20 protein-coding genes are annotated in these 21,238 nt (G+C 70.6%); 2 read left to right on the top strand and 18 right to left on the bottom strand.

Annotated elements, in window-relative coordinates; translation table 11 throughout:
• Positions 1-274: 274 nt before the first annotated feature.
• The 8 genes from QE412_RS12730 to rpsF all read right to left on the bottom strand — a co-directional run bounded on the left by QE412_RS12730 (position 275) and on the right by rpsF (position 6,419).
• A complete protein-coding gene (locus tag QE412_RS12730) occupies positions 275-1,141 on the bottom strand; it encodes an ABC transporter substrate-binding protein (protein WP_307484321.1) in 867 nt (288 codons plus the stop codon).
• Between the two features lie 104 nt (positions 1,142-1,245).
• The gene (locus QE412_RS12725; protein ID WP_307484319.1) at positions 1,246-1,677 is read right to left on the bottom strand and encodes a cupin domain-containing protein; all 432 of its coding nucleotides are present in this window, start codon (positions 1,675-1,677) and stop codon (positions 1,246-1,248) included.
• Positions 1,670-2,965, bottom strand: a complete 1,296-nt coding sequence (locus QE412_RS12720) for an amidohydrolase family protein (RefSeq protein WP_307484317.1) — start codon at positions 2,963-2,965, stop codon at positions 1,670-1,672. Before QE412_RS12720 ends, QE412_RS12725 begins: the two co-directional genes overlap by 8 nt.
• On the bottom strand, positions 2,962-4,338 hold the full coding sequence (locus QE412_RS12715; protein ID WP_307484315.1) for an adenosylhomocysteinase: 1,377 nt from the start codon (positions 4,336-4,338) through the stop codon (positions 2,962-2,964). The genes QE412_RS12720 and QE412_RS12715 overlap by 4 nt, the downstream gene beginning before the upstream one ends.
• A gap of 348 nt (positions 4,339-4,686) precedes the next feature.
• Positions 4,687-5,139: a 50S ribosomal protein L9 gene (rplI, locus tag QE412_RS12710; RefSeq protein ID WP_307484313.1), complete on the bottom strand. Its 453-nt coding sequence runs from the start codon at positions 5,137-5,139 to the stop codon at positions 4,687-4,689.
• 10 nt (positions 5,140-5,149) lie between these two features.
• The gene (gene rpsR, locus QE412_RS12705; RefSeq protein ID WP_013584646.1) at positions 5,150-5,404 is read right to left on the bottom strand and encodes a 30S ribosomal protein S18; all 255 of its coding nucleotides are present in this window, start codon (positions 5,402-5,404) and stop codon (positions 5,150-5,152) included.
• Between the two features lie 101 nt (positions 5,405-5,505).
• Positions 5,506-6,021: a single-stranded DNA-binding protein gene (locus QE412_RS12700; protein WP_307484311.1), complete on the bottom strand. Its 516-nt coding sequence runs from the start codon at positions 6,019-6,021 to the stop codon at positions 5,506-5,508.
• Between the two features lie 5 nt (positions 6,022-6,026).
• Positions 6,027-6,419, bottom strand: coding sequence for a 30S ribosomal protein S6 (rpsF, locus tag QE412_RS12695; RefSeq protein ID WP_013584644.1), 393 nt, complete (start codon positions 6,417-6,419; stop codon positions 6,027-6,029).
• A 235-nt stretch (positions 6,420-6,654) separates the two neighbouring features.
• On the opposite strand from rpsF, the gene QE412_RS12690 reads away from it, so the two are divergent.
• Positions 6,655-7,779 carry a hypothetical protein gene (locus tag QE412_RS12690; protein WP_307484309.1) on the top strand — a complete coding sequence of 375 codons (1,125 nt, stop codon included), beginning with the start codon at positions 6,655-6,657 and terminating at the stop codon, positions 7,777-7,779.
• A gap of 133 nt (positions 7,780-7,912) precedes the next feature.
• On the opposite strand, the gene QE412_RS12685 is transcribed toward QE412_RS12690, so the two are convergent.
• The 8 genes from QE412_RS12685 to sfnG form a co-directional block, all read right to left on the bottom strand.
• Positions 7,913-9,166, bottom strand: a complete 1,254-nt coding sequence (locus QE412_RS12685; RefSeq protein WP_307484307.1) for an alkylhydroperoxidase domain protein — start codon at positions 9,164-9,166, stop codon at positions 7,913-7,915.
• Positions 9,163-10,209 carry a putative FMN-dependent luciferase-like monooxygenase gene (locus tag QE412_RS12680; protein WP_307484304.1) on the bottom strand — a complete coding sequence of 349 codons (1,047 nt, stop codon included), beginning with the start codon at positions 10,207-10,209 and terminating at the stop codon, positions 9,163-9,165. Before QE412_RS12680 ends, QE412_RS12685 begins: the two co-directional genes overlap by 4 nt.
• Positions 10,206-11,846, bottom strand: coding sequence for a dipeptide ABC transporter ATP-binding protein (locus QE412_RS12675; RefSeq protein ID WP_307484301.1), 1,641 nt, complete (start codon positions 11,844-11,846; stop codon positions 10,206-10,208). The genes QE412_RS12680 and QE412_RS12675 overlap by 4 nt, the downstream gene beginning before the upstream one ends.
• Positions 11,843-12,706, bottom strand: a complete 864-nt coding sequence (locus QE412_RS12670) for an ABC transporter permease (RefSeq protein WP_373426550.1) — start codon at positions 12,704-12,706, stop codon at positions 11,843-11,845. The genes QE412_RS12675 and QE412_RS12670 overlap by 4 nt, the downstream gene beginning before the upstream one ends.
• Positions 12,703-13,632 (bottom strand): ABC transporter permease, encoded by a 930-nt coding sequence (locus QE412_RS12665; RefSeq protein ID WP_307484299.1) that lies wholly within the window; start codon positions 13,630-13,632, stop codon positions 12,703-12,705. The genes QE412_RS12670 and QE412_RS12665 overlap by 4 nt, the downstream gene beginning before the upstream one ends.
• A 94-nt stretch (positions 13,633-13,726) precedes the next feature.
• A complete protein-coding gene (locus QE412_RS12660) occupies positions 13,727-15,391 on the bottom strand; it encodes a TIGR04028 family ABC transporter substrate-binding protein (protein WP_307484298.1) in 1,665 nt (554 codons plus the stop codon).
• Positions 15,392-15,488: 97 nt separating this feature from the next.
• Positions 15,489-16,334 (bottom strand): phosphotransferase family protein, encoded by an 846-nt coding sequence (locus tag QE412_RS12655; protein ID WP_307484296.1) that lies wholly within the window; start codon positions 16,332-16,334, stop codon positions 15,489-15,491.
• A gap of 90 nt (positions 16,335-16,424) precedes the next feature.
• Complete coding sequence (gene sfnG, locus QE412_RS12650) at positions 16,425-17,558, bottom strand: dimethylsulfone monooxygenase SfnG (protein ID WP_307484293.1); 1,134 nt, start codon at positions 17,556-17,558, stop codon at positions 16,425-16,427.
• Between the two features lie 123 nt (positions 17,559-17,681).
• Between sfnG and QE412_RS12645 the strand changes: the two genes are divergently transcribed.
• Positions 17,682-18,743: an LLM class flavin-dependent oxidoreductase gene (locus QE412_RS12645; protein ID WP_307484291.1), complete on the top strand. Its 1,062-nt coding sequence runs from the start codon at positions 17,682-17,684 to the stop codon at positions 18,741-18,743.
• Positions 18,744-18,837: 94 nt separating this feature from the next.
• On the opposite strand, the gene QE412_RS12640 is transcribed toward QE412_RS12645, so the two are convergent.
• On the bottom strand, positions 18,838-20,148 hold the full coding sequence (locus tag QE412_RS12640; protein WP_307484288.1) for an O-acetylhomoserine aminocarboxypropyltransferase/cysteine synthase family protein: 1,311 nt from the start codon (positions 20,146-20,148) through the stop codon (positions 18,838-18,840).
• Positions 20,141-21,082: an ATP-grasp domain-containing protein gene (locus QE412_RS12635; RefSeq protein WP_307484286.1), complete on the bottom strand. Its 942-nt coding sequence runs from the start codon at positions 21,080-21,082 to the stop codon at positions 20,141-20,143. Before QE412_RS12635 ends, QE412_RS12640 begins: the two co-directional genes overlap by 8 nt.
• Between the last annotated feature and the right edge of the window lie 156 nt (positions 21,083-21,238).

The raw sequence follows: 21,238 nt of genomic DNA, 5'->3' as shown, positions 1-21,238 counted from the left end.
GCCGCGACGATCAGCACCTGGATGTTGACCCACAGCCCGGCGAGGATCGACGGGAAGCTCTTGAGCGCGATGTCGGGGTCGAAGAAGGCCCGCCGCACGTCTTCCCAGCCGGGACTCGACAGCACCGCCCAGCCGACCACGACGACGAAGACCACCGAGCTGACCAGCGCGATGAGCACCGATTTCGTCGACTGCTGCCGCCGCGTGGCGCGCCGACCGAGCTCCAGCTCGCTCGGGCGCCACACGGCCGCAGGTGCGGGGGATGCCACGGGTGTTACTTCAGGACGGGTGCGTCGACCGCGTCGGCGAGCCACTTCTGCTGCAGCTGCTCGAGCGTGCCGTCGGCGCGCAGGGCGTCGATCGCGTCGGAGACCGGCGTGGTCAGTGCCGAGCCCTTGGGCAGCACGTACGCGAGCTCGTCGCCTCCGGCCGAGGAGTCGGGGAACTGACCCACGACCTTGCCATCGTCGAGTACGGCACCGGCGAGGTAGAACGCGGTCGGCAGGTCGACCACGATCGCGTCGACCTGGCCCGACTGCAGCGCTGCGACGGCGTCGTCGTTGGAGTTGAAGACGCTGAGGTTGGCGGTGCCGAGCTGGTCGGCCGCGACGGTGTAGCTCGTGGTCGCGCTCATCACGCCGACGGGCAGGTTCTTCAGCTCGGCGACCGAGGTGACCGAGGCGGCCGGCGAGGTGCCGGTCGTCACGACCGCCTGGGTGGTGGTGTAGTAGGGCGACGAGAAGTCGACGGCCTGCTTGCGCTCGTCGGTGATCGAGAACTGCTGGATGTTCATGTCCCAGTCCTTCGGACCGGGCGCGATGGCGCTGTCGAAGTTCGAGCGCACCCACACGATGTCGCTCGCGGCGAAGCCGAGCTTCTCGGCCACGGCGCACGAAACGGCGGCCTCGAAGCCCTCGCACGAGGCGGGGTCGTCGTTCTCGACCCACGGCGAGAAGGCGGGCTCGCCGGTGGCGATGGTGAGCTTGCCCGCGGTGACGGTCTGCAGTGCCCCGTCGGTGGCGGGGGCCGACCCGGCGTCGGAGCCGGTGGGGGCGAAAGCGCAGGCGGTGAGCGAGACGACCGTGGCGGCAGCCACGGCGGTCAGGGCGGCGACGCGGCGCAGGCGTGCGAAAGCGTTCACGGTTTTCTCCTCGTGGACGTATCGGGGTCATCCCCGGAGTGCTGTGATGTGCACATCGTACCCAGTGCGTGTTTCGGCCGTGGTCACGGGCGACACTCGACGACTCACTCCGCGAGGCGCCAGTCGTCGAAGGTGAAACCGGGCGAGACGAGGCAGCTGACGACCACCTCGGCATCGCCCGAGGGTCGCGCCGCCTGCCACACCCCGGCGGGAACGGTGTGCTGCAACACGTGCCCCGCGGCCAGATCGGCCCCGAGGGTCACTGTCTGCGCGGCACCGGGTTCGTCACCGTCGCCGCCGAGCGACAGCTCGAGCGCGCCCGGGCCGTGCCAGAGCCACACCTCGTCGCTCGTGACGACGTGCCACGCGCTCTCTTCACCGGGGGTGAGCAGGTAGTGGATGCACGTGGCGGCCGGCCGCTCACCCGCCGGCGTCTCGACCCGGTACGACCCCGTCCACATGCGCCGGAACCAGCCGCCCTCGGGGTGCGGCTCGAGATCGAGCAGGCGGGCGGTGGTGGGGCGGTCGTCAGTCATGAGCGGATACTCCGGTCTCTCTCGTGAACGCGGCGGATGCCGAGCGCACCACGCCGTCGATGAGGGTGGCGGCCGCGCTGCCGGCGCCGCCCGTCACCAGGTGCTCGATGGTGTCAGCGACCTCCGACACCGGGATGTCGAAGAACGCGAGGTCGGCGACGGCCCCCACCGCCAGGTAGCCCGTGCGCGCGGGGCCCGTGTCGAGGCCCATCGCGTGCGCCCCGCCCAGCGTCGCCGCGCGCAGCAGCAGCTCCGACAGGTCGCGGTTGGCGTACCCCTGGGCCCGTGCGAGGCGATGCAAGACCGCGAGGTCGGCCAAGAGGTCGAGCGAGGGACTGGATGCCAACGAGTCGGTGCCCACGGCGAGCGCATTCCCCTCGACGAGGTAGGCCGCCACGGGCGGCTCGTCGAGTCCGATCACGGCGTTCGATCGCGGGCACAGGGCCACCGTCGTTCCGCGGGCGCGGAGGGTGGCACGGTCGCGCGCGGTCATATATACCCCGTGGGCGATATGACAGTCGGGGCCGAGCACGCCGAGCTCGTCGACGAACTCGGTGGCGCCGGTGCCGAACCCCTGGTCGCGCAGCGCCCGGAAGCTGGCGGGTCGCCGCTCCTGCCAGGGCGCGGCGTCGCCGTGCTCCCGCTCGAACGCGGCCTCGCCCAGGTGCAGGTGCAGGCGGCTCCCCCGCTCGCGCACGATGTCGGGGATCTCCAGCAGCGGCTCCACGTCGAGCGAGTACGGCGCGTGCGGCGAGAGCCCCGTGCCGGGAGGTGCGGGCAGCGCGTCGAGCCGGGCCTCCACCTCGGCGCGTCCCCGCTCGGCCCAGGCGGCGTTGGTCCAGCTCATCACCTCCCAATAGGTGATGCCGTGCAGCCGTGCGTCGTGCAGGGCCGAAGCGGCCTCGACGTCGGTGACGATGTCGGCGACGGCGGTCGTGCCCGCCGCGATCATCTGCAGCGCGCCCGCGGCGGCATCCTGAGCCCAGTCGTGACCCGCGCGGTAGACCGGGGTGAACGCGTCGTCCCAGTCGTCGAAGCCCGCGTACGACCCACGACCCACCTCGGCCATGCCGGTGTACTGCAGGTGCGAGTGCGCGTTGACCAGGCCCGGGGTGAGCACGCCCGGCCAGTGCACCTCGTCGAAGGCGACGCCCCGCGCCCGCAGCTCGTGCACGACCCACTCACGGTCGCCGACGTGCCGGATGCGCCCGCCCGCCACCGCGATCGCCCCACCCGGGATGGGCGGCGCCGTGATCGGAAGGACGAGGGATGCCGAGTACACCCTCATCGCGCACCTCCGGCATAGCGCGGTGAGCGCCACTCATCGAGGCCCTCGGGGTCGAGGGGCCGGGGCGGGTCGATCTCGGCGCCGCGCACGCGGAGCGCCTCCCGCGCGACGAGGTCGTCGACGTCGGGACCCAGGGCGTGCACGCCCGGCGCGGGGCGACGGTGAAGCAGCTCGCCGAGGGCGGCGAGCTGCACGGCGAACGACAGGTCCATGATCTCGATGGGATTGCCCTCGGCCGCGGTGATGTTCACGGCTCCTCCCCCGCCGAGCAGCACAGCTTCGGGCTCGGCATCCGTCACGACCTCGCCGGGCACTCCCCCGGCCACGGCGATCACCCGCGCCGCCCGGGCGATCTCAGCGGTGACGGTTGCGGGGACGCCGGTCGCCGATACGACGAGAGCGCCCTGCGACAGGGACACCGCCCGCCCGGTGGGATAGCCGTCGTGACGCGCCTCGAGCGCCCGCACCGGGTCGGTCTCGGCGACGCGCACCTCCGCGCCGAGCGCGCGCAGGTGCGCCGCCACGCCCCGGCCGACGGGGCCGTACCCGAGCACGAGCGCCGGCTGGTCGGTGACCGCGATCCCCCGTTCCTCGAGCAGATCGGCGATCGCGAACACGCACGACTGGCCGGTGCCGTAGCGGTTGTCGAACATGGTCTTGGTGCGGGCGTCGTTGACCGCCATCACCGCGGTGCGCAGCATCCCGGCATCCTGCATCCGGCGCAGGGGCGTCAACCCGCTCGTGGTCTCTTCGCACGCGCCGATCCACCCGGCGACGAGGGCAGGATCGTCGTCGTGGGCGAGGCGGATGAGGTGCGCCCCATCGTCGAGCAGCACGTCGAGGCGTGCGCGCAGGAAGGCGCGGGCGGCGGCGAGCTCCGCCGCCCCGCTCAGCGCCGGATCGGCTGTGACCGCGAAATCCTGCGCCCGCAGCGCGTCGGCCACCGCCGGGTCGGTCTCGTCGGGGTGCGCGTACACCGACACCTCGGCCCCGCGCTCGCGCAGCAGCAGCGACAGCACCGCGGTCTTGGGCTCGAGCACCATCGCCACCCCCACGCGCAGGCCGGTCAGGTCGAGACGTTCGGCCATCGCGGCCGACACGGGCATGTGGGTGCGGGCGAAGGCGATGCGGCCGGCGGCGTCGCCGCGCTCGGGCAGCGGGGCACCGTCGAGGGTGATGGTGTCGGCATCCGGGTCGAACTCCACCCGCCCGGGGGTCGGTTCGGAACTCGGGATGCCACCCAGCCGCACGAGCAGATCGTGCAGGCCCGACACGTCGGCGCCCCGCACGGCGAAGGGGCGGCCGGCGAGCATGAGATTGGACGCGCGCGCGAAGCGCCGGACGATGCGCTCGGGTGCGCGAGGGTCGGTCACGGGGTTCAGCCTACGGTCGCGGATGCGGGTGCCCGTGCGGGCGCTGTGGGCTGTGCTCGCCGGAGCCACCGAGAGGCCCGCAGTGCACGCGCCGCTTCACCATCCGGTCGCTCGCGGCGCCCTCGGGCACCGTTCGGGGCGCGATCCTCCGTTCGGGGCGCGGAATACCCCGCCCCAAATGGCAGACCACGCCCCGAACCCATCGGCAGACCCCCGGGATCGCGGGCCACGGTGGCTGAGCCCGTCGACGCCAGCCCCGAACCTTCGACACGCTCAGGACCTGCGCCGAGGACGCGAAAAGGCCCCGCCCTGCCGAAGCAGGAGCGGGGCCTTTTCGTGGGTCGCGAATTACTTCGCGGCGACCACCTGGAGGGTGATCACGGCGGTGACGTCGTCACGCAGGCGAACGGTCGCCTCGTGCTCGCCGACCGACTTGATCGCGGAGGTGATCTGGATCTTGCGCTTGTCGAGCTCGCCGAGACCGGCGGCCTTGACGGCGTCGGCGACGTCGGCGGGCTTGACCGAACCGAAGAGGCGTCCCTCGTTGCCGGCCTTGACGGCGAGCTTGACGGTGTTCGACTCGAGCGTGTTCTTCAGGGCCACGGCGTCTTCGTGCGCGTGGATCGCGCGGGACTCGCGAGCGGCGCGGATCGACGCGACCTGCTTCTCGCCACCGCGGCTCCAGGCCACGGCGAAGCCCTGCGGGATGAGGTAGTTGCGGGCGTACCCGTTCTTGACCTCGACAACATCACCGGCGCTACCGAGCCCGGTGACCTCATTCGTGAGAATCAGCTTTGCCATCGGGTGCTCCTTAGCGGCCGGCGCCGGCGTAGGGCAGGAGAGCCATCTCGCGCGCGTTCTTGATGGCGCGGGCGATCAGGCGCTGCTCCTGCACGGAGACACCGGTGATACGACGGGCGCGGATCTTGCCGCGCTCCGAGATGAACTTGCGGAGGGTTGCGACGTCCTTGTAGTCGATGACGCCGACGCGGATCGCCTTCGCGGGGGCTGCGTTCTTCGCGCCCTTCCGCGGCTTGCGGCGGTCGCCAGTGGCCTTGCCAGCCATGCTTCCTTCTTTCGTGTGGTTCGTATGCCGGGCCGGTCACGCGGACCGGGGCATGGCATCCGGAATTTCGGGGGTCGTCGCGCCGGGAGGCGCAGCGAAGATCAGAACGGGGTGTCGTCTCCGTAGGAACCGGGAGTGCTCCACGCGTCTGCGCCGCTGTTACCGCCGCCGTTGCTCGAGCCGGGGGTCGACCACGGCTCGTCGTTCGACTGCTGCACCTGCGGGCGCTGGCCGCCACCACCACCGCCGCCGCCGGCGGCACGGGTGACCTGGGCGGTCGCGTAGCGGAGCGAGGGGCCGATCTCATCGACTTCGAGTTCGATGGAGGTGCGGTTGTTGCCCTCGCGGTCCTGGTACGAACGCTGCTTGAGGCGACCGGTCGCGATGACACGGCTGCCCTTCGTCAGCGAACCGGCGACGTGCTCGGCGAACTCGCGCCACACCGAGGCGCGCAGGAAGAGCGCCTCGCCGTCCTTCCACTCGTTCGCCTGACGGTCGAACGTGCGGGGGGTCGACGCGATCGTGAAGTTCGCCACCGGCAGGCCGTTCTGCGTGTAACGCAGCTCGGGGTCAGCGGTGAGGTTGCCCACGACGGTGATGACGGTTTCGCCGGCCATCGTCGTTACTTCGCAGCCTTCTCGGCGGACTCGACCTTGCGGGGAGCGGCGGCCTTGCGGGCGGCCTTCTCCTCGGAGCGCTTCGCCTCGGCGGCGACCTGGGCGATCGCTTCTTCGGCGCGCAGGACCTTGGTGCGCATGATCTGCTCGTTCAGCTTCAGCTGACGGTCGAGCTCGTTCGTGGCCTCGCTGGTCGCAACGAAGTTGACGACGGCGTAGATGCCCTCGTTCTTCTTGCGGATCTCGTAGGCCAGGCGACGGCGGCCCCAGATGTCGACCTTGTCGATGGTTCCTCCATCGGCCGTGATGACCTTGAGGAAACCGTCGAGCTTCGGAGCGACCTGGCGCTCGTCGACCTCGGGATCGAAGATGACCATGAGTTCGTACTGGTGCGTCACTAACCCACCTCCTTCGGACTAGAACGGCTGACGGGCATTTCCCGGCAGCAGGAGGGTGTGTTGCACGTCGTCGCGGGCTCACACGCGCAGAGGCGTCGCCGGACAACCTTCGTAGTCTAACGGATGCCGCGGACTCGGGGGAATCAAGATCTGCGGCGCCGCCCCCTCCGGGTGGCGCACGGGGGTCGGTAACGTGAGGCGCGGCCGTCGAGATCGTCCGCAGAAGGGGTGGCCCGTGGCATCCGAGACTCTCCCCGTCGACACGACGCCCTTGACCGAGCCGGTCGACCGCGCCGACGTGCGTTCGTTCACCGCCGAGTTGCGCCGGAGCGGAGCCCGGAAGGGGCGCGTCGTGCAGATCGTCGCGGTGGCGGTCGTCGCCGCGGCGTCCGTGCTGTTCGCGGTGCCTGCCCTCTTCGGGCTGATCTTCGCGATCGTCACGGGCATGAACTCCGTGAGCCCCGTGTCGATCCTCTTCGCACTCTTCCTCGTCGCGGTGATCGGCCTCATCGGCCTCGCCGTCGTGCGGTCGGTGCGCGGGGCGTCGGAGAAGCGCTATCGACTCGACCGCTTCGCCCGCGCCAACGGTCTCACCTGGCGCGGAGACCTCGACGACCCGCGCCTGCCCGGAATGATCTTCGACCAGGGGCATTCGCGCGGGGCGAGCGACATCGTCAACGGTCGGCGCCCTCGCTTTCTCGAGGTGGCGAACTACTCGTACAAGACGGGCTCGGGAAAGAGCGAGACGACGCACAAGTGGGGCTACGTCGCGATGCGGCTCGATAGCCCTCTCCCCCACATCGTTCTGGATGCCGTGGGCAACAACGGCCTGTTCGGCGCGTCGAACCTGCCGATCAGCTTCACCCGTGGCCAGCGCCTGAGCCTCGAGGGCGACTTCGACAAGCACTTCGCGCTGTACTGCCCCGAGGGCTATGAACGCGACGCGCTGTACCTCTTCACCCCCGATGTGATGGCGCGCTTCGTCGACAACGCGGCCGCCCTCGACGTCGAGATCGTCGACGACTGGCTGTTCCTCTACGCCCGCCGCGACCTCAGCACACTCGATCCCGCGACGTGGCGGTGGCTGTTCGCCACGGTCGCCGCGATCGAGGAGAAGATGGCGCAGTGGGCGCGGTGGCGCGATGAGCGGTTGTCGGATCTCGAACCCGCTGCCGCGCAGGGCGCGGGGCGCGCGCCGGCCACGGGCACTGCGGCTCCCCTGCTCACGCCCCCGCCGGCCGGCGTGGCGCAGCAGGGGCGGCGGCTGAAGCGCGGGGTGTCGTGGGTGACGGTCGTCGTGGGCGTCGTCGTCGTCGGGTACTGGATCCTGAGCATCGTGACGGACGTGGTGTCGCGCTGACGCACGGGGCGGGCACGGTTCCGGGGTTGAGTGTCCAAGACGCGCCGTCATGTGCGAGACCGTCGCGGCGTGTCCTGGACACTCGACGTCGCGGCGGCGCGTGTCAGCGCCGCGCGGGCACCTCGGGCGCGTGTCAGCGCCGCGCGGGCACCTCGGGCTCGCCGAGCGACAGCATCAGGCGGTTCGCCCAGCTGAAGAACGCGGCACCGTTGACGGCGTCGACGATCGCGGCGTCATCCAGCCCCGCGTCCCGCAGGCGGGCGACGTGCACCTCGCTCAGCGCCGGGGGAGTCACGGCGAGAGCAGCGGATGCCGCGGCGACCGCGTTCCACTGCTCGTCGCCGAGCTCGGCGGCGACGCCGTCGTCGAGCAGGCGCTGCACATCGTCACGGCGGCCCGACTCGCGCGTCGCGAAGGCCGCGTGCACGAAGGCGCAGAACACGCAGCCGTTGAGCCGCGAGGCGGTCGCGGCGGAGAGCTCACGAGCGGCGCGGGGGAGACCGCCGTCGGTGTTGGTGAAGATGTCGAGGTCGGTGAGAGTCCGAGCCTCCAGAGCCGCGGGGTCACGGGCGAGCAGTCGGAAGTACGGCATCGCGGCACGCGCCGGCTCGATCAGGGCCTCGATCTGCTCGGGCGTCAGGTCCTCGCGCTCGACGGGCGCGAGCCACGGAACCCAACCGAGGCCGTCCTGAGTGAACGCGTCCGGGCGACGGATGCCGTCGTGCTCGGTCACCAGGTCGGTCGCGGCGGGTGCCGTGTGAGGGTGTCCGGCAGCAACGGTCTCGGGCCCGGCCCACGCTTGCGTGGCGCGCCCCGACACCACCCGCAGCCCGGCGACCGCGCGCAGCTGGAACGCGAGGAACGACACGAGCTGCGAGAGCGAGACGATCTGATCCGCGTCCCATCCCGCACCGACCAGGCGACGCAACGCGTCGGCGGAGCTCTCGCGCGGGCGGAACACGAGAAGATGCGCGTGCTCCAACGCGGCCGTGAGGCGGTCGCCGAGCGCGGAGGACACGGCATCCGGAACACCATATGCGTCGACGGGAATGCTCTCCGCGGAGAGACCGGGCTCACGGTATCGGCCGACGGGCCCCGACGTGCGCCCCGCCGTCGCGGCGACCAGCACCGCCGCCAGCAACGCGTCATCCTCGTCGGCGAGGAGGTCGCCGTAGAACCGGACGGCCGCGTCGTCGTCGTGCAGGGCGGAGACGAAGGTCGCGACCGCGTACCGCTCGGCGAGCGTGAAACCGCGGTCTGCGCTCGGCTCCAACAGGGCGGCGAAGCTGCGCTGCGCGTTCTCCCGCGCCTGCGAGCGACGGTGGCGCACGGCATCCAGGGGTCCGTCCGCGGAGAGGCCGGCGAGAAGGTCGATCACATCGGTCATGCGGGTACTCCTGTGGTCTGGGCGGTCAGGTTCTGCAGTTCGGCGGCGGCTTCGGCGCCCGTGCGCAGGCCGAGGCGAGGCGCGACGCTCGTCGCGAGCAACTCGATCGAGCGCAGGGTGATCTCGTGCGACGGGTCGACGGAGTGCACCTGGAAGGCGACGTCGGTCGCCCGTCCGAGGGTGAGATCGGTCTCGAGCGAGGCGACGACCTCGTCGACCGTGCCGAGGTGCGTGTCGGTCAGTCGGGCGATGTCGCGCACATCGCCCGCGCCGTCCTGCTTGAGGAAGGTCCGCGCGAGGCGGCGGAGGCCGGGGTCTGCCGCGCGCCACGCCTCGTCGAGATCGGCGGGGTCGACGACGACAGCCGTCCGCGACGCGAGGATACGCGGCTCGACGCCCGCGGGAAGCGCCTCGAGATAGGCCTCGATGATCGGCAGCTGCACATCGTGCAACGACTGCCCCGGTTCCTTCGGCTGCGTGCGCGAGAGGAGCAGTCCATCGCCGTCGAGACCGGCTCGACGGCCGCCCTCGACCGAGAACGTCGCCTGCCACAGGCGCACCGCGAGGTCGGGGGCCGGCGGGTTGAGCACCGACGCCGTGCCCCGGATACCGCGCCCACCGAACGCGTCGCGCAGCACCTCGACGTGCTCGGCCTGAATCGATCGACGCTCATCCGAGGATCGGCCGAAGGCCGCGAACGAGGAGGGCGTGCCGCCCGTGCCGATGCCGAGTTGCACGCGGCCCCCGCTCAGCGCGTTCACGACCGCGGCGTCTTCGGCGACTCGCACGGGGTCGTCGATGGGCAGGGTCACGATCCCGGTCCCCAGCGCGATGCGCTCGGTCTGCACGGCGGCAGCGGCGAGGAACGGGAAGGGGGAAGGCAGTCCGCCCTCGTCACGGTCGAAGTGGTGCTGCGCGATCCAGAGCGAGGCGAAGCCGTGCTGCTCTGCGGCGCGGACCTGCGCGAGCGCCCGGCGGTACCGCTCGCTGTCGGTTCCGGCATCCAGGAGTCGTGTGAAGAATCCGAGTCTCGCGCCGCTCATCGCGTGGCCTCCGTTTCCGCCCCGTGGGCCGTCTCGTCGTTGTATGCCGTTCCCGGAATAGCCGCGAGCAACCGCCGGGTGTCATCGCTGCGCGGATCGCTGAACACGCACTCGACGGGGCCGGTCTCGACCTGTCGCCCGCGGCGCAGCACCGATACGGTATCCGCGATCTGACGCACGACGGCCAGATCGTGCGAGATGAACAGGTAGGTCAGACCCAGTTCTTCCTGCAACCGGGCGAGAAGACGCAGGATCTGCGCCTGCACGGTCACGTCGAGCGCCGACACGGCCTCGTCGAGCACGACGACCCGCGGATCGAGCACGAGGGCTCGGGCGATCGCGACGCGCTGACGTTGCCCGCCCGACAACTCGGCCGGATAGCGCGAGGCGAGGGCAGGGTCGAGGGCGACCTGCTCGAGCTGGTGCCGCACGCGCTGCTGGCGCGCCGAAGCGTCGCCCAGCCCGAAGTTGCGCAGCGGCTCCTCGATCGCCCGCCCCACGCGCTGGCGCGGATCGAGGGATGCCAGGGGGTTCTGGTACACGAGCTGCACGGTGCGGCGGTAGTCGCGCAGCCCCCGGCCCGACAGCGCCGTGACATCGATCCCGTCGACGCGAACGGTCCCGGCCGTCGGCCGCTGGAAGCCGGCGATCGCCCGACCCGTGGTGGTCTTGCCCGAGCCGGACTCGCCCACGAGCGCGTGCGTCGTGCCCGCCGCGACCGTGAACGACACATCGTCGACCGCGACGAAGGGCTCGGCCCCGCGGCGCGCGTACTCCCGACGCAGACCCTCCACCTCGATGAGGGGCCGGGCGGTCGTGGCATCCGGAACCCGTCGCTCGACCACGCTCGACAGCGAGGGCGCGTCGGCGAGAAGGGTGCGCGTGTAGTCCGCCGTGGGATGCGCGAGCACGTCGGCGGCACGGCCCGTCTCCTGTACGGTGCCCCCGCGCAGCACGACCACGTCGTCGGCGCGGTCGGCCGCCACCGCGAGGTCGTGCGTGATGAGCAGCACGCCCGTTCCGCTCTCGCGACGGAGGTTGTCGATGAGGTCGAGCACGGTCTTCTGCACCGTCACATCGAGGGCGCTCGTGGGTTCGTCGGCGACGATGAGATCGGGCTCGAGCGCGATCGCCGAGGCGATGAGCACGCGTTGCTTCATGCCGCCCGACAGTTCGTGCGGGAACTGTCGGGCGCGGGTGGCGGGGTCGTCGATGCCGACGCGCTCGAGCAGTTCGAGAACGCGACGGCGGATCTTCGCGTGGTCGCGGTCGCCGTGCACGCGGAAGGTCTCGGCGATGCTCGCGCCCACTGTCCGCACGGGGTTGAGAGAGCCGGTCGGATCCTGCGGCACGAGCCCGATGCGCGCCCCGCGCAGGGTCCGCAGACGCCGCTCGGAAAGCCCGAGCAGCTCGAGATCGCCCAGACGGATGCTCCCGGATGCCACCCGCGCGGCGCTCGGGAGAAGCCCCAGCACGGCCTGGCCGAGGGTGGACTTGCCCGAGCCCGACTCTCCGACGAGCGCCGTGACACGGCCGGGACCGACCGTGAGCGAGACGTCGCGCACCGCGGTGTGGCGGCCGCGATCGGTGACGTAGTCGACGGTCACACCGCGGATGTCGAGAAGCGAGCCGGTCACGGGGTGCCTCCTCGGCGGATGGCGCCGCTCAGCCGGTTGGCCGAGAGCACGACGAGCGCGATCACGATGCCGGGCAGCGTCGTGAGCCACCACGCGGTGGCGATGTAGTTGCGCCCCTCCGACACCAGCAGGCCCCACTCGGGCGTCGGCGGGGGAGCGCCGTACCCGAGGAAGCCGAGCGTCGCGATCTGCAGCACGGCCGAGCCGAACTGCAGAGCGGCGAGCGCGAGCACCGCGGTGAGGGAGTTGGGCAGGACGTGCCGCCACAGCACCGTCCAGAAGGTGCCGCCGCTGCCGAACGCGGCCTCGACGAAGTCGCTCACCCGCACGCTCACCACTTGGGAGCGCGCGAGGCGCGCGAACGCCGCGATCGAGGTGACGCCCACGGCGAGCGCCGCGTTGGCCGTGCCGAAGCCGAGCAGGATGATGATGCTGAGCGACAGCAGCAGCCCGGGGATCGCGAGCAGCACGTCGACGCCGCGCATGAGCGTGTCGTCGACGGGTCCCGGCCGCGAGCCCGCGATGACGCCGATGGCGGTTCCCGCGACGAAGCCCACGCCCACCGCGATCACGGCGCCGAGGAGCGACTGCGACGCCCCGTGCACCACACGCGTGTAGAGGTCCCGGCCCGTGGCATCCGTTCCGAACCAGTGCTCCGCGCTCGGCGGCTGAAGAGCCTGCGTACCGACGCCCGCGGTCGGGTCGCCCGGGGCGAACAGCCACGGCACGAGCGCCCACGCGATCGCGACGGCGAGCACGAGCAGCGAGAACAGGATGCCGAGAGCCGGGCGCCGACGCCACCGGTCGGCGCGCGCGGGGGCGACGGGGTCCGTCATCAGGGCGGCGGCGGTACCGGTCATCGGCGGGCTCCTCGCAGGCGGGGGTCGAGCACCGGGTAGGCGAGATCGACCAGAAGGTTGATGATGACGAAGGCGAACGCCGAGAACACGACCACCGCCAGCAGCACGGGCGCATCGCGTGCGGCGACCGCCTGCGCGGTGAGCTGTCCCACGCCGGCGCGTCCGAAGACACTCTCGGTCACGACCGCACCGCCGACGAGTTCGCCGAAGATCAGGCCCGCCATCGTCAGGGCGGGCAGCACGGCGTTGCGGGCGACGTTGCGCCAGAGCAGCCACGACGTCGAGGCACCGCGCGCGCGGACCACGGTGACGAACGGCTGGGCGCGCACCTCGTCGATGCTGCGGATGAGCACCTGGGCGAGCGGTGCCGAGAGCGGGATCGCGAGGGTGGCGACGGGAAGGATGAGGGCTTGCACGGGGGTGGCGTTGATCACGGGGATGAGTCCGAGGCGGAACGAGAACACCTGGATCAGCACGATGCCGACGAAGAACACGGGGATCGAGACGAACAGCGGCGGCAGCGACCGGAATCCGCGGCGGATGACGCGCGGTCCGAACGTCGCCGTCACCGCGATGCCCACCGCCAGGAGGATCGCGGCGCCCAGGCCCCACGCCGCGAGCACCAGTGACGAGGGCAGCGCGGTGGCGAGCAGCGTCGAGACCGACGCCCCCGTCTGCACCGAGTACCCGAAGTCACCGCGCACGAACGCGAACACCGACTCCAGGTAGCGCTCCCACAGCGGCCGGTCGAAGCCGTACGCCTCGCGGATGACAGAGAGCTGTTCGGGCGACAGGCCGAGCTCAGGGCTCGCGAACCGCGCGACGACGGCATCGCCGGGGAGGGCTGCGAGCAGCACGTACGCCACGGTGTAGGCCAACAGCAACACCACAGCCGCCTGTCCCAGGCGGCGCAGCACGTAGGTCATCGGGGATCCTTCGCGGAGAGGGGAGCCGGCCCGTCGACCGGCCCGTCGCGGGAGGGGGCCGGCCTCTCGGAGGAGGGACCGGCCCCGCGCGGAATCAGCGGTCCAGCCACACCTCGGCGAAGCTCGGACGGCCCACCGACTCGGTGTGGAAGCCCTTCACATCACCGCGGAGGCCGAACACCTGCGGTTCCTCGAAGATCGGCAGGATGTACGCCTGCTCGGCGAGATACTGCTGGGCGGCGGCCGAGGCGGCGGTGCGGCCCTCGGCCGTGGGGGTCGAGGCGATCGCCGCGAGCAGGGTGTCGAGCTGCGAGTCGCCGATCGAACCGTCGGCGCGGTGCAGGTTGAGCAGCGTGTTGCGGTTCTTCGAGAAGTACTGCGACTTCAAGACGTCGAAGTCGGCGCGACCGACCATCGAGTGGTACACCTGCACGATGTTCTCGTCGAGGGAGGCGGCGGTCTGGGCGGCCATGTCGCCGGGGGTCAGCGACACCTCGATGCCGAGCTTCGCGAGCTGCTCCTGGATGATCGTGACGACCTCGGCCGAACGGGGCTGAGGAAGCGCCTCGTTGAACGCGATCGCCAGACGCTGACCGTCTTTGACCCGGATGCCATCGGCTCCGGGCACCCATCCCGCCTCGTCGAGGAGCGCTGCGGCCTTCACGGGGTCGTACGCGTAGAACGAGGAGGTGTCGGTGTAACCGAGCGCGGTCTTGGCGAGCGCACCGGTGGCGAGCGGGTAGTTCGCGGTGAAGAGGGTGTCGACGATGTCCTGGCGGTCGATGCCGGCGATGATCGCCTGTCGCACGCGGATGTCGGCCAGCAGCGGGTTGCGGAACCGGAAGCTCAGGCCGTTGTTCACGCCGTTGGTCGAAGCGGCGACCAGTGCCAGACCGGGGGCCGCGAACTGCGCCTCATCGGGCGCCTCGATCTGGCGCGCGGCATCCGCCTGACCCGCCACGACCGTGCCGACCCGAACGCTGTCTTCGGCGGCGACGATCAGGTCGATGCCGTCGAGGTAGGGCCGGCCCTGGTGCTCGCGCGACGGGGGCGCCCAGTCGTAGTCGTCGCGGGCCTTCAGCGTGATCTTCGTGCCGACCTCTTCGGCGGCGATCACGAACGGACCCGAGCCGATCACGGTGGTGGCGTTGCCGGGGCCGAAGGTCTCGGCTGTCTTGGCCAGGGTCGAGTTCGAGACGAGACCGGAGTTGATGGTCGACACCGCCTGGGCGAACCCGGGGGAGGGAGCGGTGAAGAAGAAGCGGACCGTGGTCGCGTCGACGACCTCGCCGTGGTCGTAGTTGTTGATCGCCTCGGACTGGGTGAGCTTACGGCTCGAGTCGCCCTTGCCGAACAGGTCGATGTTCGCCACCACGTTGGCGGCGTCCAGCGCAGTGCCGTCGGAGTACGTCACGCCCTCGCGGATCGTGAACGTGTACTGCGTGGCATCCTCGTTCACCTCGGGAAGAGCGGTCGCGATCCACGGCTGCAGCTCGAGCGTGGCGGGATCCTGGTAGAGCAGACGATCGGTGATGTTGTTGACGATGCCGCCGTTGGGGTAGAAACCGGCGGACGGCGGGTACAGCGTCGTCCACGTCTGCGGCTCGAGGTAGGTGAGCGTTCCGCCGGTCACGGGCTCCGCGTTGACGGAAGCGCCGGAGGATGCGCCCCCGGCCGAGCATCCGGCGAGCAGGGCCGCGGCGGCGACCGCGGCGGTCGCGGCGAGCGCGACGCGGCGAAGAGGGCGGGGCAGGGGCATGGGTACTCCCGGGTGTGCTGTGGGCGAGGTGGGAATCAGTCCAGCCCAGGCCGAGAATCCGCGCATCTCGGGGCGACACACCTCGTCATATTCGCTGTCACATGCGCGCGCTCGCCCGTTCTGCCGCGCGAAGACGCTCAGGCTCGGGACGCCTGTCGACGATCGTGAAACAGAGCACCTGCAGCGGGTGGGTCGCGGCGATCACGCGGGCCCGCCGCACGACCTCGGCGGGTCGCACGCGCGCGATCACGTCCCAGCCGTGCCAGACGGCGAGCGCCGCGACGTCGATGGCCGGGTCGCCGGCCGTCGCCAGGTCCCAGTCGATGACCCCGCTGACGGCTCCCTCGTGCCACAGCACGTTCGAACCGGCCAGGTCGCCATGGACGAGAACCGGCCGGACCGGTGCGAGGTCGGCGAGGGCGTCGGCTGCGCGTCGCGCTGCGTCACGGGCGGCAGGGGCGAGGAGAGGGATCGCCTCGTCCACCATGACGGCGTGCCACCGCTGCGCGCCCATGAACGCGTGCGGGGTGGCCAGGTGCGGTGCGAGCTCCGCGATCCGGGCGTCTTCCAGCGCGTCCAGGAGTGTTTCGAGCGCGGCGGGTTCGCCGTGACCGCCCGGGTGCGGGATGCCGTCCAGCCGCCGCTGCACGACGGCGACCATGTCGCCATCCCACAGCGGATCCACGACGGCTCGCGGCACGGCGAAGGGCAGGGCGGGCAGACCGTCGATGAGCTGCTGAGCCCGCACCGACTGCGCAGAAGCCGCCGCCGTGCGACCGACTCGGACGGCGACGTCGCCCGCGAGGACGACCAGGTTCGCCGATCCGTGCTCGATCCAGCGCCAGCTCTTCGGCTCCGCGCAATGTCCGGCCGTTCGCAGCGCGGACACGACGAGCGGTTCGATGCGGCTGCGATCGGGCGCCACGTATGCGGTCTCGGGCATATGCCGAGCCTACGACGGCGGCCGTCACCTGAGCTCGCCGAGCGGGCGAGGAGGCCGATGCCCCGGCATCCAGCCCCCTCGTCATCGACGTCAGCGCGCGGCGACGCCGATCGGGTCGCCGGTCCGCTCCAGCTCTGCCTCGAGCTCGCGCACGATCGGGATGACCGTCTCGCCGAAGGTCTCGAGCTCTTCTTGGAAGTGCAGGAAGCCGAGCAGGAACAGGTCGACGCCGCGCTTCTTGTACTCGATGATCCGTTCGGCGATCTGCTGTGCGTCGCCGAAGAGCTGCGTGCGGAAACCGTCGTTGTACTGCACGAGGTCATCGAAGGTGGAGTCGGCCCACATGCCCTTCTTGTCCTTCGTGGCGTTACCCGCCTCCTGCACGCTCTTGCGGAAACCCTCGACCGCGCTGTCGTCGGCATGCGCGATGATCTCGCGCAGCTGCTGCTCGGCCTCGGCGCGGCTGTCGCGCTGGATGACGAAGCCGTTCAGGCCGAAGCGCGTCCGGCGGCCGTGCTCGGCGGCGATGCGGGTGACGTCGTCGTACTGCTCGGTGAAGCCGTCGAAGTCCTTGCCGTTGGAGAAGTACCAGTCCGAGAAGGCGCCGCCGTTGAAGCGTGCGGCGGTCGAGTTGCCGCCCTGGAAGATCTCGGGGTGCGGACGCCCGGGCACGTCGTACGGGAACGGACGCAGCGTGAAGTCGGTGATGTCGTAGTACTTGCCGTGGAACGAGAACTTCTCCTGGGTCCACAGACCGCGCAGCACCTGAATGAACTCGGCCGCGCGCTCGTACCGCTCGTCGTGCTCGAGCCACTCCAGACCGAGGTCGGTGTACTCGTCCTTGAACCAACCGCTCACGACGTTGACGGCGGCACGACCGTGGGAGAACTGGTCGGCGGTGTTGATGAACTTGGCGAGGACCGCGGGATGCCAGATCCCGGGGTGGATGGCCGAGATGACCTTGAGCTTCTCGGTGGCCAGGAGCAGGGCCAGGCTGATCGAGGTCGACTCGTGCTGCTGAGCGGCCCCGTAGCTCGAGGCGTAGCGCACCTGGCTCAGCGCGTACTCGAAGCCGACGCGTTCGGCCGTCCGCGCGAGCTTGACGTTGTAGTCGTAGCCCCAGTCGGTGCGCTGCTCGATGGAGCTGATCACCAGGCCGCCGCTGACGTTGGGCACCCAGTAGGCGAACTTCAACGGCTCGTGAGTGGGGGTGGTCTCGGTCATGGGATCCTCCTCGCGGATCGGAACCCGGCTACGCTCGCACTGCTCGCACGAGAGGTCAACGACATATGACGGAGCATGTCGCTCTGTGACGCCGGCGGTCTTTCGTCGGGTGAGGATGGAGTCATGACCACCCCCCAGCGCGTGCGTTTCGGTTACTGGACCCCCATCTTCGGCGGATGGCTGCGCAACGTCGACGACGAGCACACGCCCGTCTCGTTCGCCCACATCGCCGAGATCGCCCGCGCGGCAGAGGAGGGCGGCTTCGACCTCACGCTCATTCCGGAGCTGAACCTCAACGACATCAAGGGCGTCGAGGCACCGTCTCTCGACGCGTGGGCGGTGACCGCGGGCCTCGCGGCGGTCACGTCGAAGCTCGAGCTCATGACGGCGGTGCGTCCCGGCTTCCATAACCCGTTCCACACGGCGAAGCAGGCGGCGACGATCGACGAGATCAGCGGCGGGCGCTTTACGCTGAACGTCGTCTCGGCGTGGTGGGCTGAAGAGGCGAAGCAGTACGAGGGTCTGTTCAGCGCGCACGACGACCGCTACGCCCGCACGATCGAGTGGGTGGAGGTGCTCCGGGGCCTCTGGACGCAGACGCCTTTCGCCTATGAGGGCGAGTACTACCGCACCGAGGGCACCTACACCGAGCCGAAGCCGCGGGTGTTGCCGCGCCTCTATGCCGGCGGCGAGAGCGAGGCCGGTCGCGCCTCGATCACCCGCTTCGCCGACGCGTACCTCACGCACGGGGGCACGCTCGAGGAGCTCGAGGTCAAGGTCGCCGACATGCGTCGTCGGCGCTCCGAGGCCGGTGCGACGCCGTTCGAGGCGTTCGGCATGGCCGCGTACGCGATCGTCCGCGACACCGAGGAAGAGGCGCAGGCCGAGATCGACCGCATCACGGACGTCCGCGGGGGAGCGGCATACGGGTCGTACCAGGACTTCGTGAGCAAGTCGAAGCTCGACACCCAGGTCGACCTCAAGGAGTACTCCGTGTCGAACCGCGGCCTGCGGCCGAATCTCGTCGGCACTCCCGACCAGGTTGCGGAGCGCATCGTCGCGTTCGCGAACGTCGGCGTCTCGACGCTGCTGCTGCAGTTCTCGCCGCACCTGCCCGAGATGCAGCGCTTCGCCGCCGAGGTGATCCCGCGCGTGCGCCGCCTCGAGGCCCTGCGCTCAGCTTGAGTGTCCAGGACACGCCGCACGGGCCGGGATCGGCGCGGCGTGTCCTGGACACTCAACGCCACCCGACGACGGACGGGACCGGGTCGTGCGGCGCCTACACCGCTCGGAGCGCCTGCTCGAGGTCGGCGATGAGGTCGTCGGCATCTTCGAGGCCGATCGACAACCGTACGAGCCCGTCGCCGATGCCGAGGCGATCGCGGGTTTCCTGCGTGAAGCCGAGGTGCGTCGTGGTGGCGGGGTGCAGCGCCATCGAGCGCGTGTCGCCGATGTTGGTCATGCGGCTGAAAAGACGGAGAGCGTCGAAGAACCGCTCGGCGCCGTCGCGACCACCGCGCACCGTGAAGGAGAACACCGAGCCCGACAGTCCGCCGTAGTCGCGCACGGCCAGCGCGTGCTGCGGGTGTGACGGGAGTCCGGCGTAGTCGACGCTCTCTACGGCATCGTGAGCTTCGAGCCAGACCGCGATCTCGCGGGCGCTGGCGAGGTGCTGACGCATACGCACCGACAACGTCTCCATGCCCTGCTGCAGGAGGAAGCCGTTGAGGGGCGACAGCGCGGGCCCGGTGTCGTTGGCGATCCCGAAACGCAGGTAGTACTCGAAGGCCTGCGATCCGAAGGCGTCGAGGTAAGAGTCGTGCCCGGCGATCGGCGTCTCGGTGATTCCGGGGTACGAGCGCTCGGATGCCGCCCAGTCGAACGTTCCGCCATCGACGACCGCTCCGGCGAGGTTCGCGCCGTGCCCCGAGAGGAACTTCGTCGCGGAGTGCACGACGATGTCGGCGCCGTGCTCGATCGGCCGGATGAGGAACGACGTCGCGATCGTGTTGTCGACGACGAGGGGGATGCCGTGCCTTCGGGCCACGCGGGCGACGGCGCCGATGTCGACGACGTCGTTCTTGGGATTGGGGAGCGTCTCGGTGAAGATCGCTTTCGTCTCGGGACGGATGAGGGCGTCCCACTCGGCGTCGTCGAGCGGATCCCAGACGTATTCGACCGTGACACCCATCCGGCCGAAGGTGCGGTCGAACAGCACGCGTGTGCCGCTGTAGATGCTGGCCGTCGAGACGATGTGCTCTCCGCTGCCGGCGAGTCCGAGCAATGCCATCGTGATGGCCGCCTGCCCCGACCCGAGCACGATCGACCCCGCGCCGCCCTCGAGCGACGCGAGTCGCCGCTCGGCGACCTGATTCGTCGGGTTGAGGTTGCGGGAGTACAGGTGGCCGAGGTCGGCTCCGGCGAAGCGGTCGGTCGCCTCTTGGAACGAGGCGAAGCGATATGCCGCCGAGAGATGGACGGGGGTGATACGTGACCCGTGCGTCAGGTCTTCGACCTCACCCGCGTGCACCTGACGCGTCGCGAAGCCGAAGCCCTCCCACTCGGTGTAAGGCGCCGCGGCCTCAGCCACGCGCTGCCACCACCTCTCGGGGCAGCAGGGATCCGAGCCAGCGCGCGATCTCGCGCGGGCCGGAGCGGGGGGCGGTGGCCTCGACATCGGGGTTGTAGTTGGTGTTCGTGTTCACGTCGTACGTGACGGTGCGACCGTCGCGCGTCTCGATGAACTCGATGCCGGCGATGCCGATGCCCTCGGCGGCGAGGAACGCGAGGTAGCCGTCGATAAGGGCCGGGTCGACGTCGTCACGACGGCGGAAGAGCGGTTCGGGCTCGACACCGTCGGCACCGGGCAGCGCGCACGCCTCGGCGGGGCACAGCTCGAAGCTGCCGGCGCTCGTGTCGACGCGCACGGCGTAGACGAACTCGCCCGCCACGAACTCCGCGCGGGTGACGAAGGGCGCCTTCGCAACGAGGAGCTCCTGCAGGAGCGTGATGCCGTCGGGCGACGGCTCGAACGCGGGGGAGGAGACCCACTCGGTGAACTCGGCGACCGAATCCCAGCGACGCACGCCGAGGCCCTTTCCGCCTTGATTGTGCTTGCTGATGAAGGGCGCCCCGAACTTCTCGGCCTCGGCAGCCAGGCCGTCGGTGCCGAACACGGCGACCGTGCGCGGAACGTCGATGCCCGCATGACGCAGTGCCGCGTGCTGAGCGACCTTGCTGACTTCGAGCTCGAGGATGTCGGCGCCGTTGATCACCGTGCGACCCCACGACGCCAGCCACCGCAGGACGGCCCGGCCGTACTCCTTGCTGGAGGCGTGATCGCGCGTGTGCGCCGACGCGCTCAGCCGCGACCAGAAGACGCCCTCGGGCGGCTCCACCCCGAGGTCGATCGACCCATCGGTGAGCAGCCACTCTTCGAACGGCACTCCCTCTGCTTCGAAAGCCGCCTGGAACGGTGGGATCCACTGAGGGTTCTCATGGATGACATAGACCTTGCCCGACATGCCGCCAGGCTAACGCGCCCCTGCGACATCGCGCCCGCACCCGTGTCATTCGGAGACACCTTGCCACACCGAAACCCCTCGTATGAGCGTCACCGGCCTCCGAACCCGACGCGACCACCGTTCACACGCGCCCCGCGCGATTGCGCCGGTACGACC

Source organism: Microbacterium trichothecenolyticum (genome assembly GCF_030818955.1).
GTDB lineage: Bacteria > Actinomycetota > Actinomycetes > Actinomycetales > Microbacteriaceae > Microbacterium > Microbacterium trichothecenolyticum_B.
The sequence above is the reverse complement of the archived record's forward strand: the minus strand, read 5'-3'. Positions and strand labels throughout refer to the sequence as shown.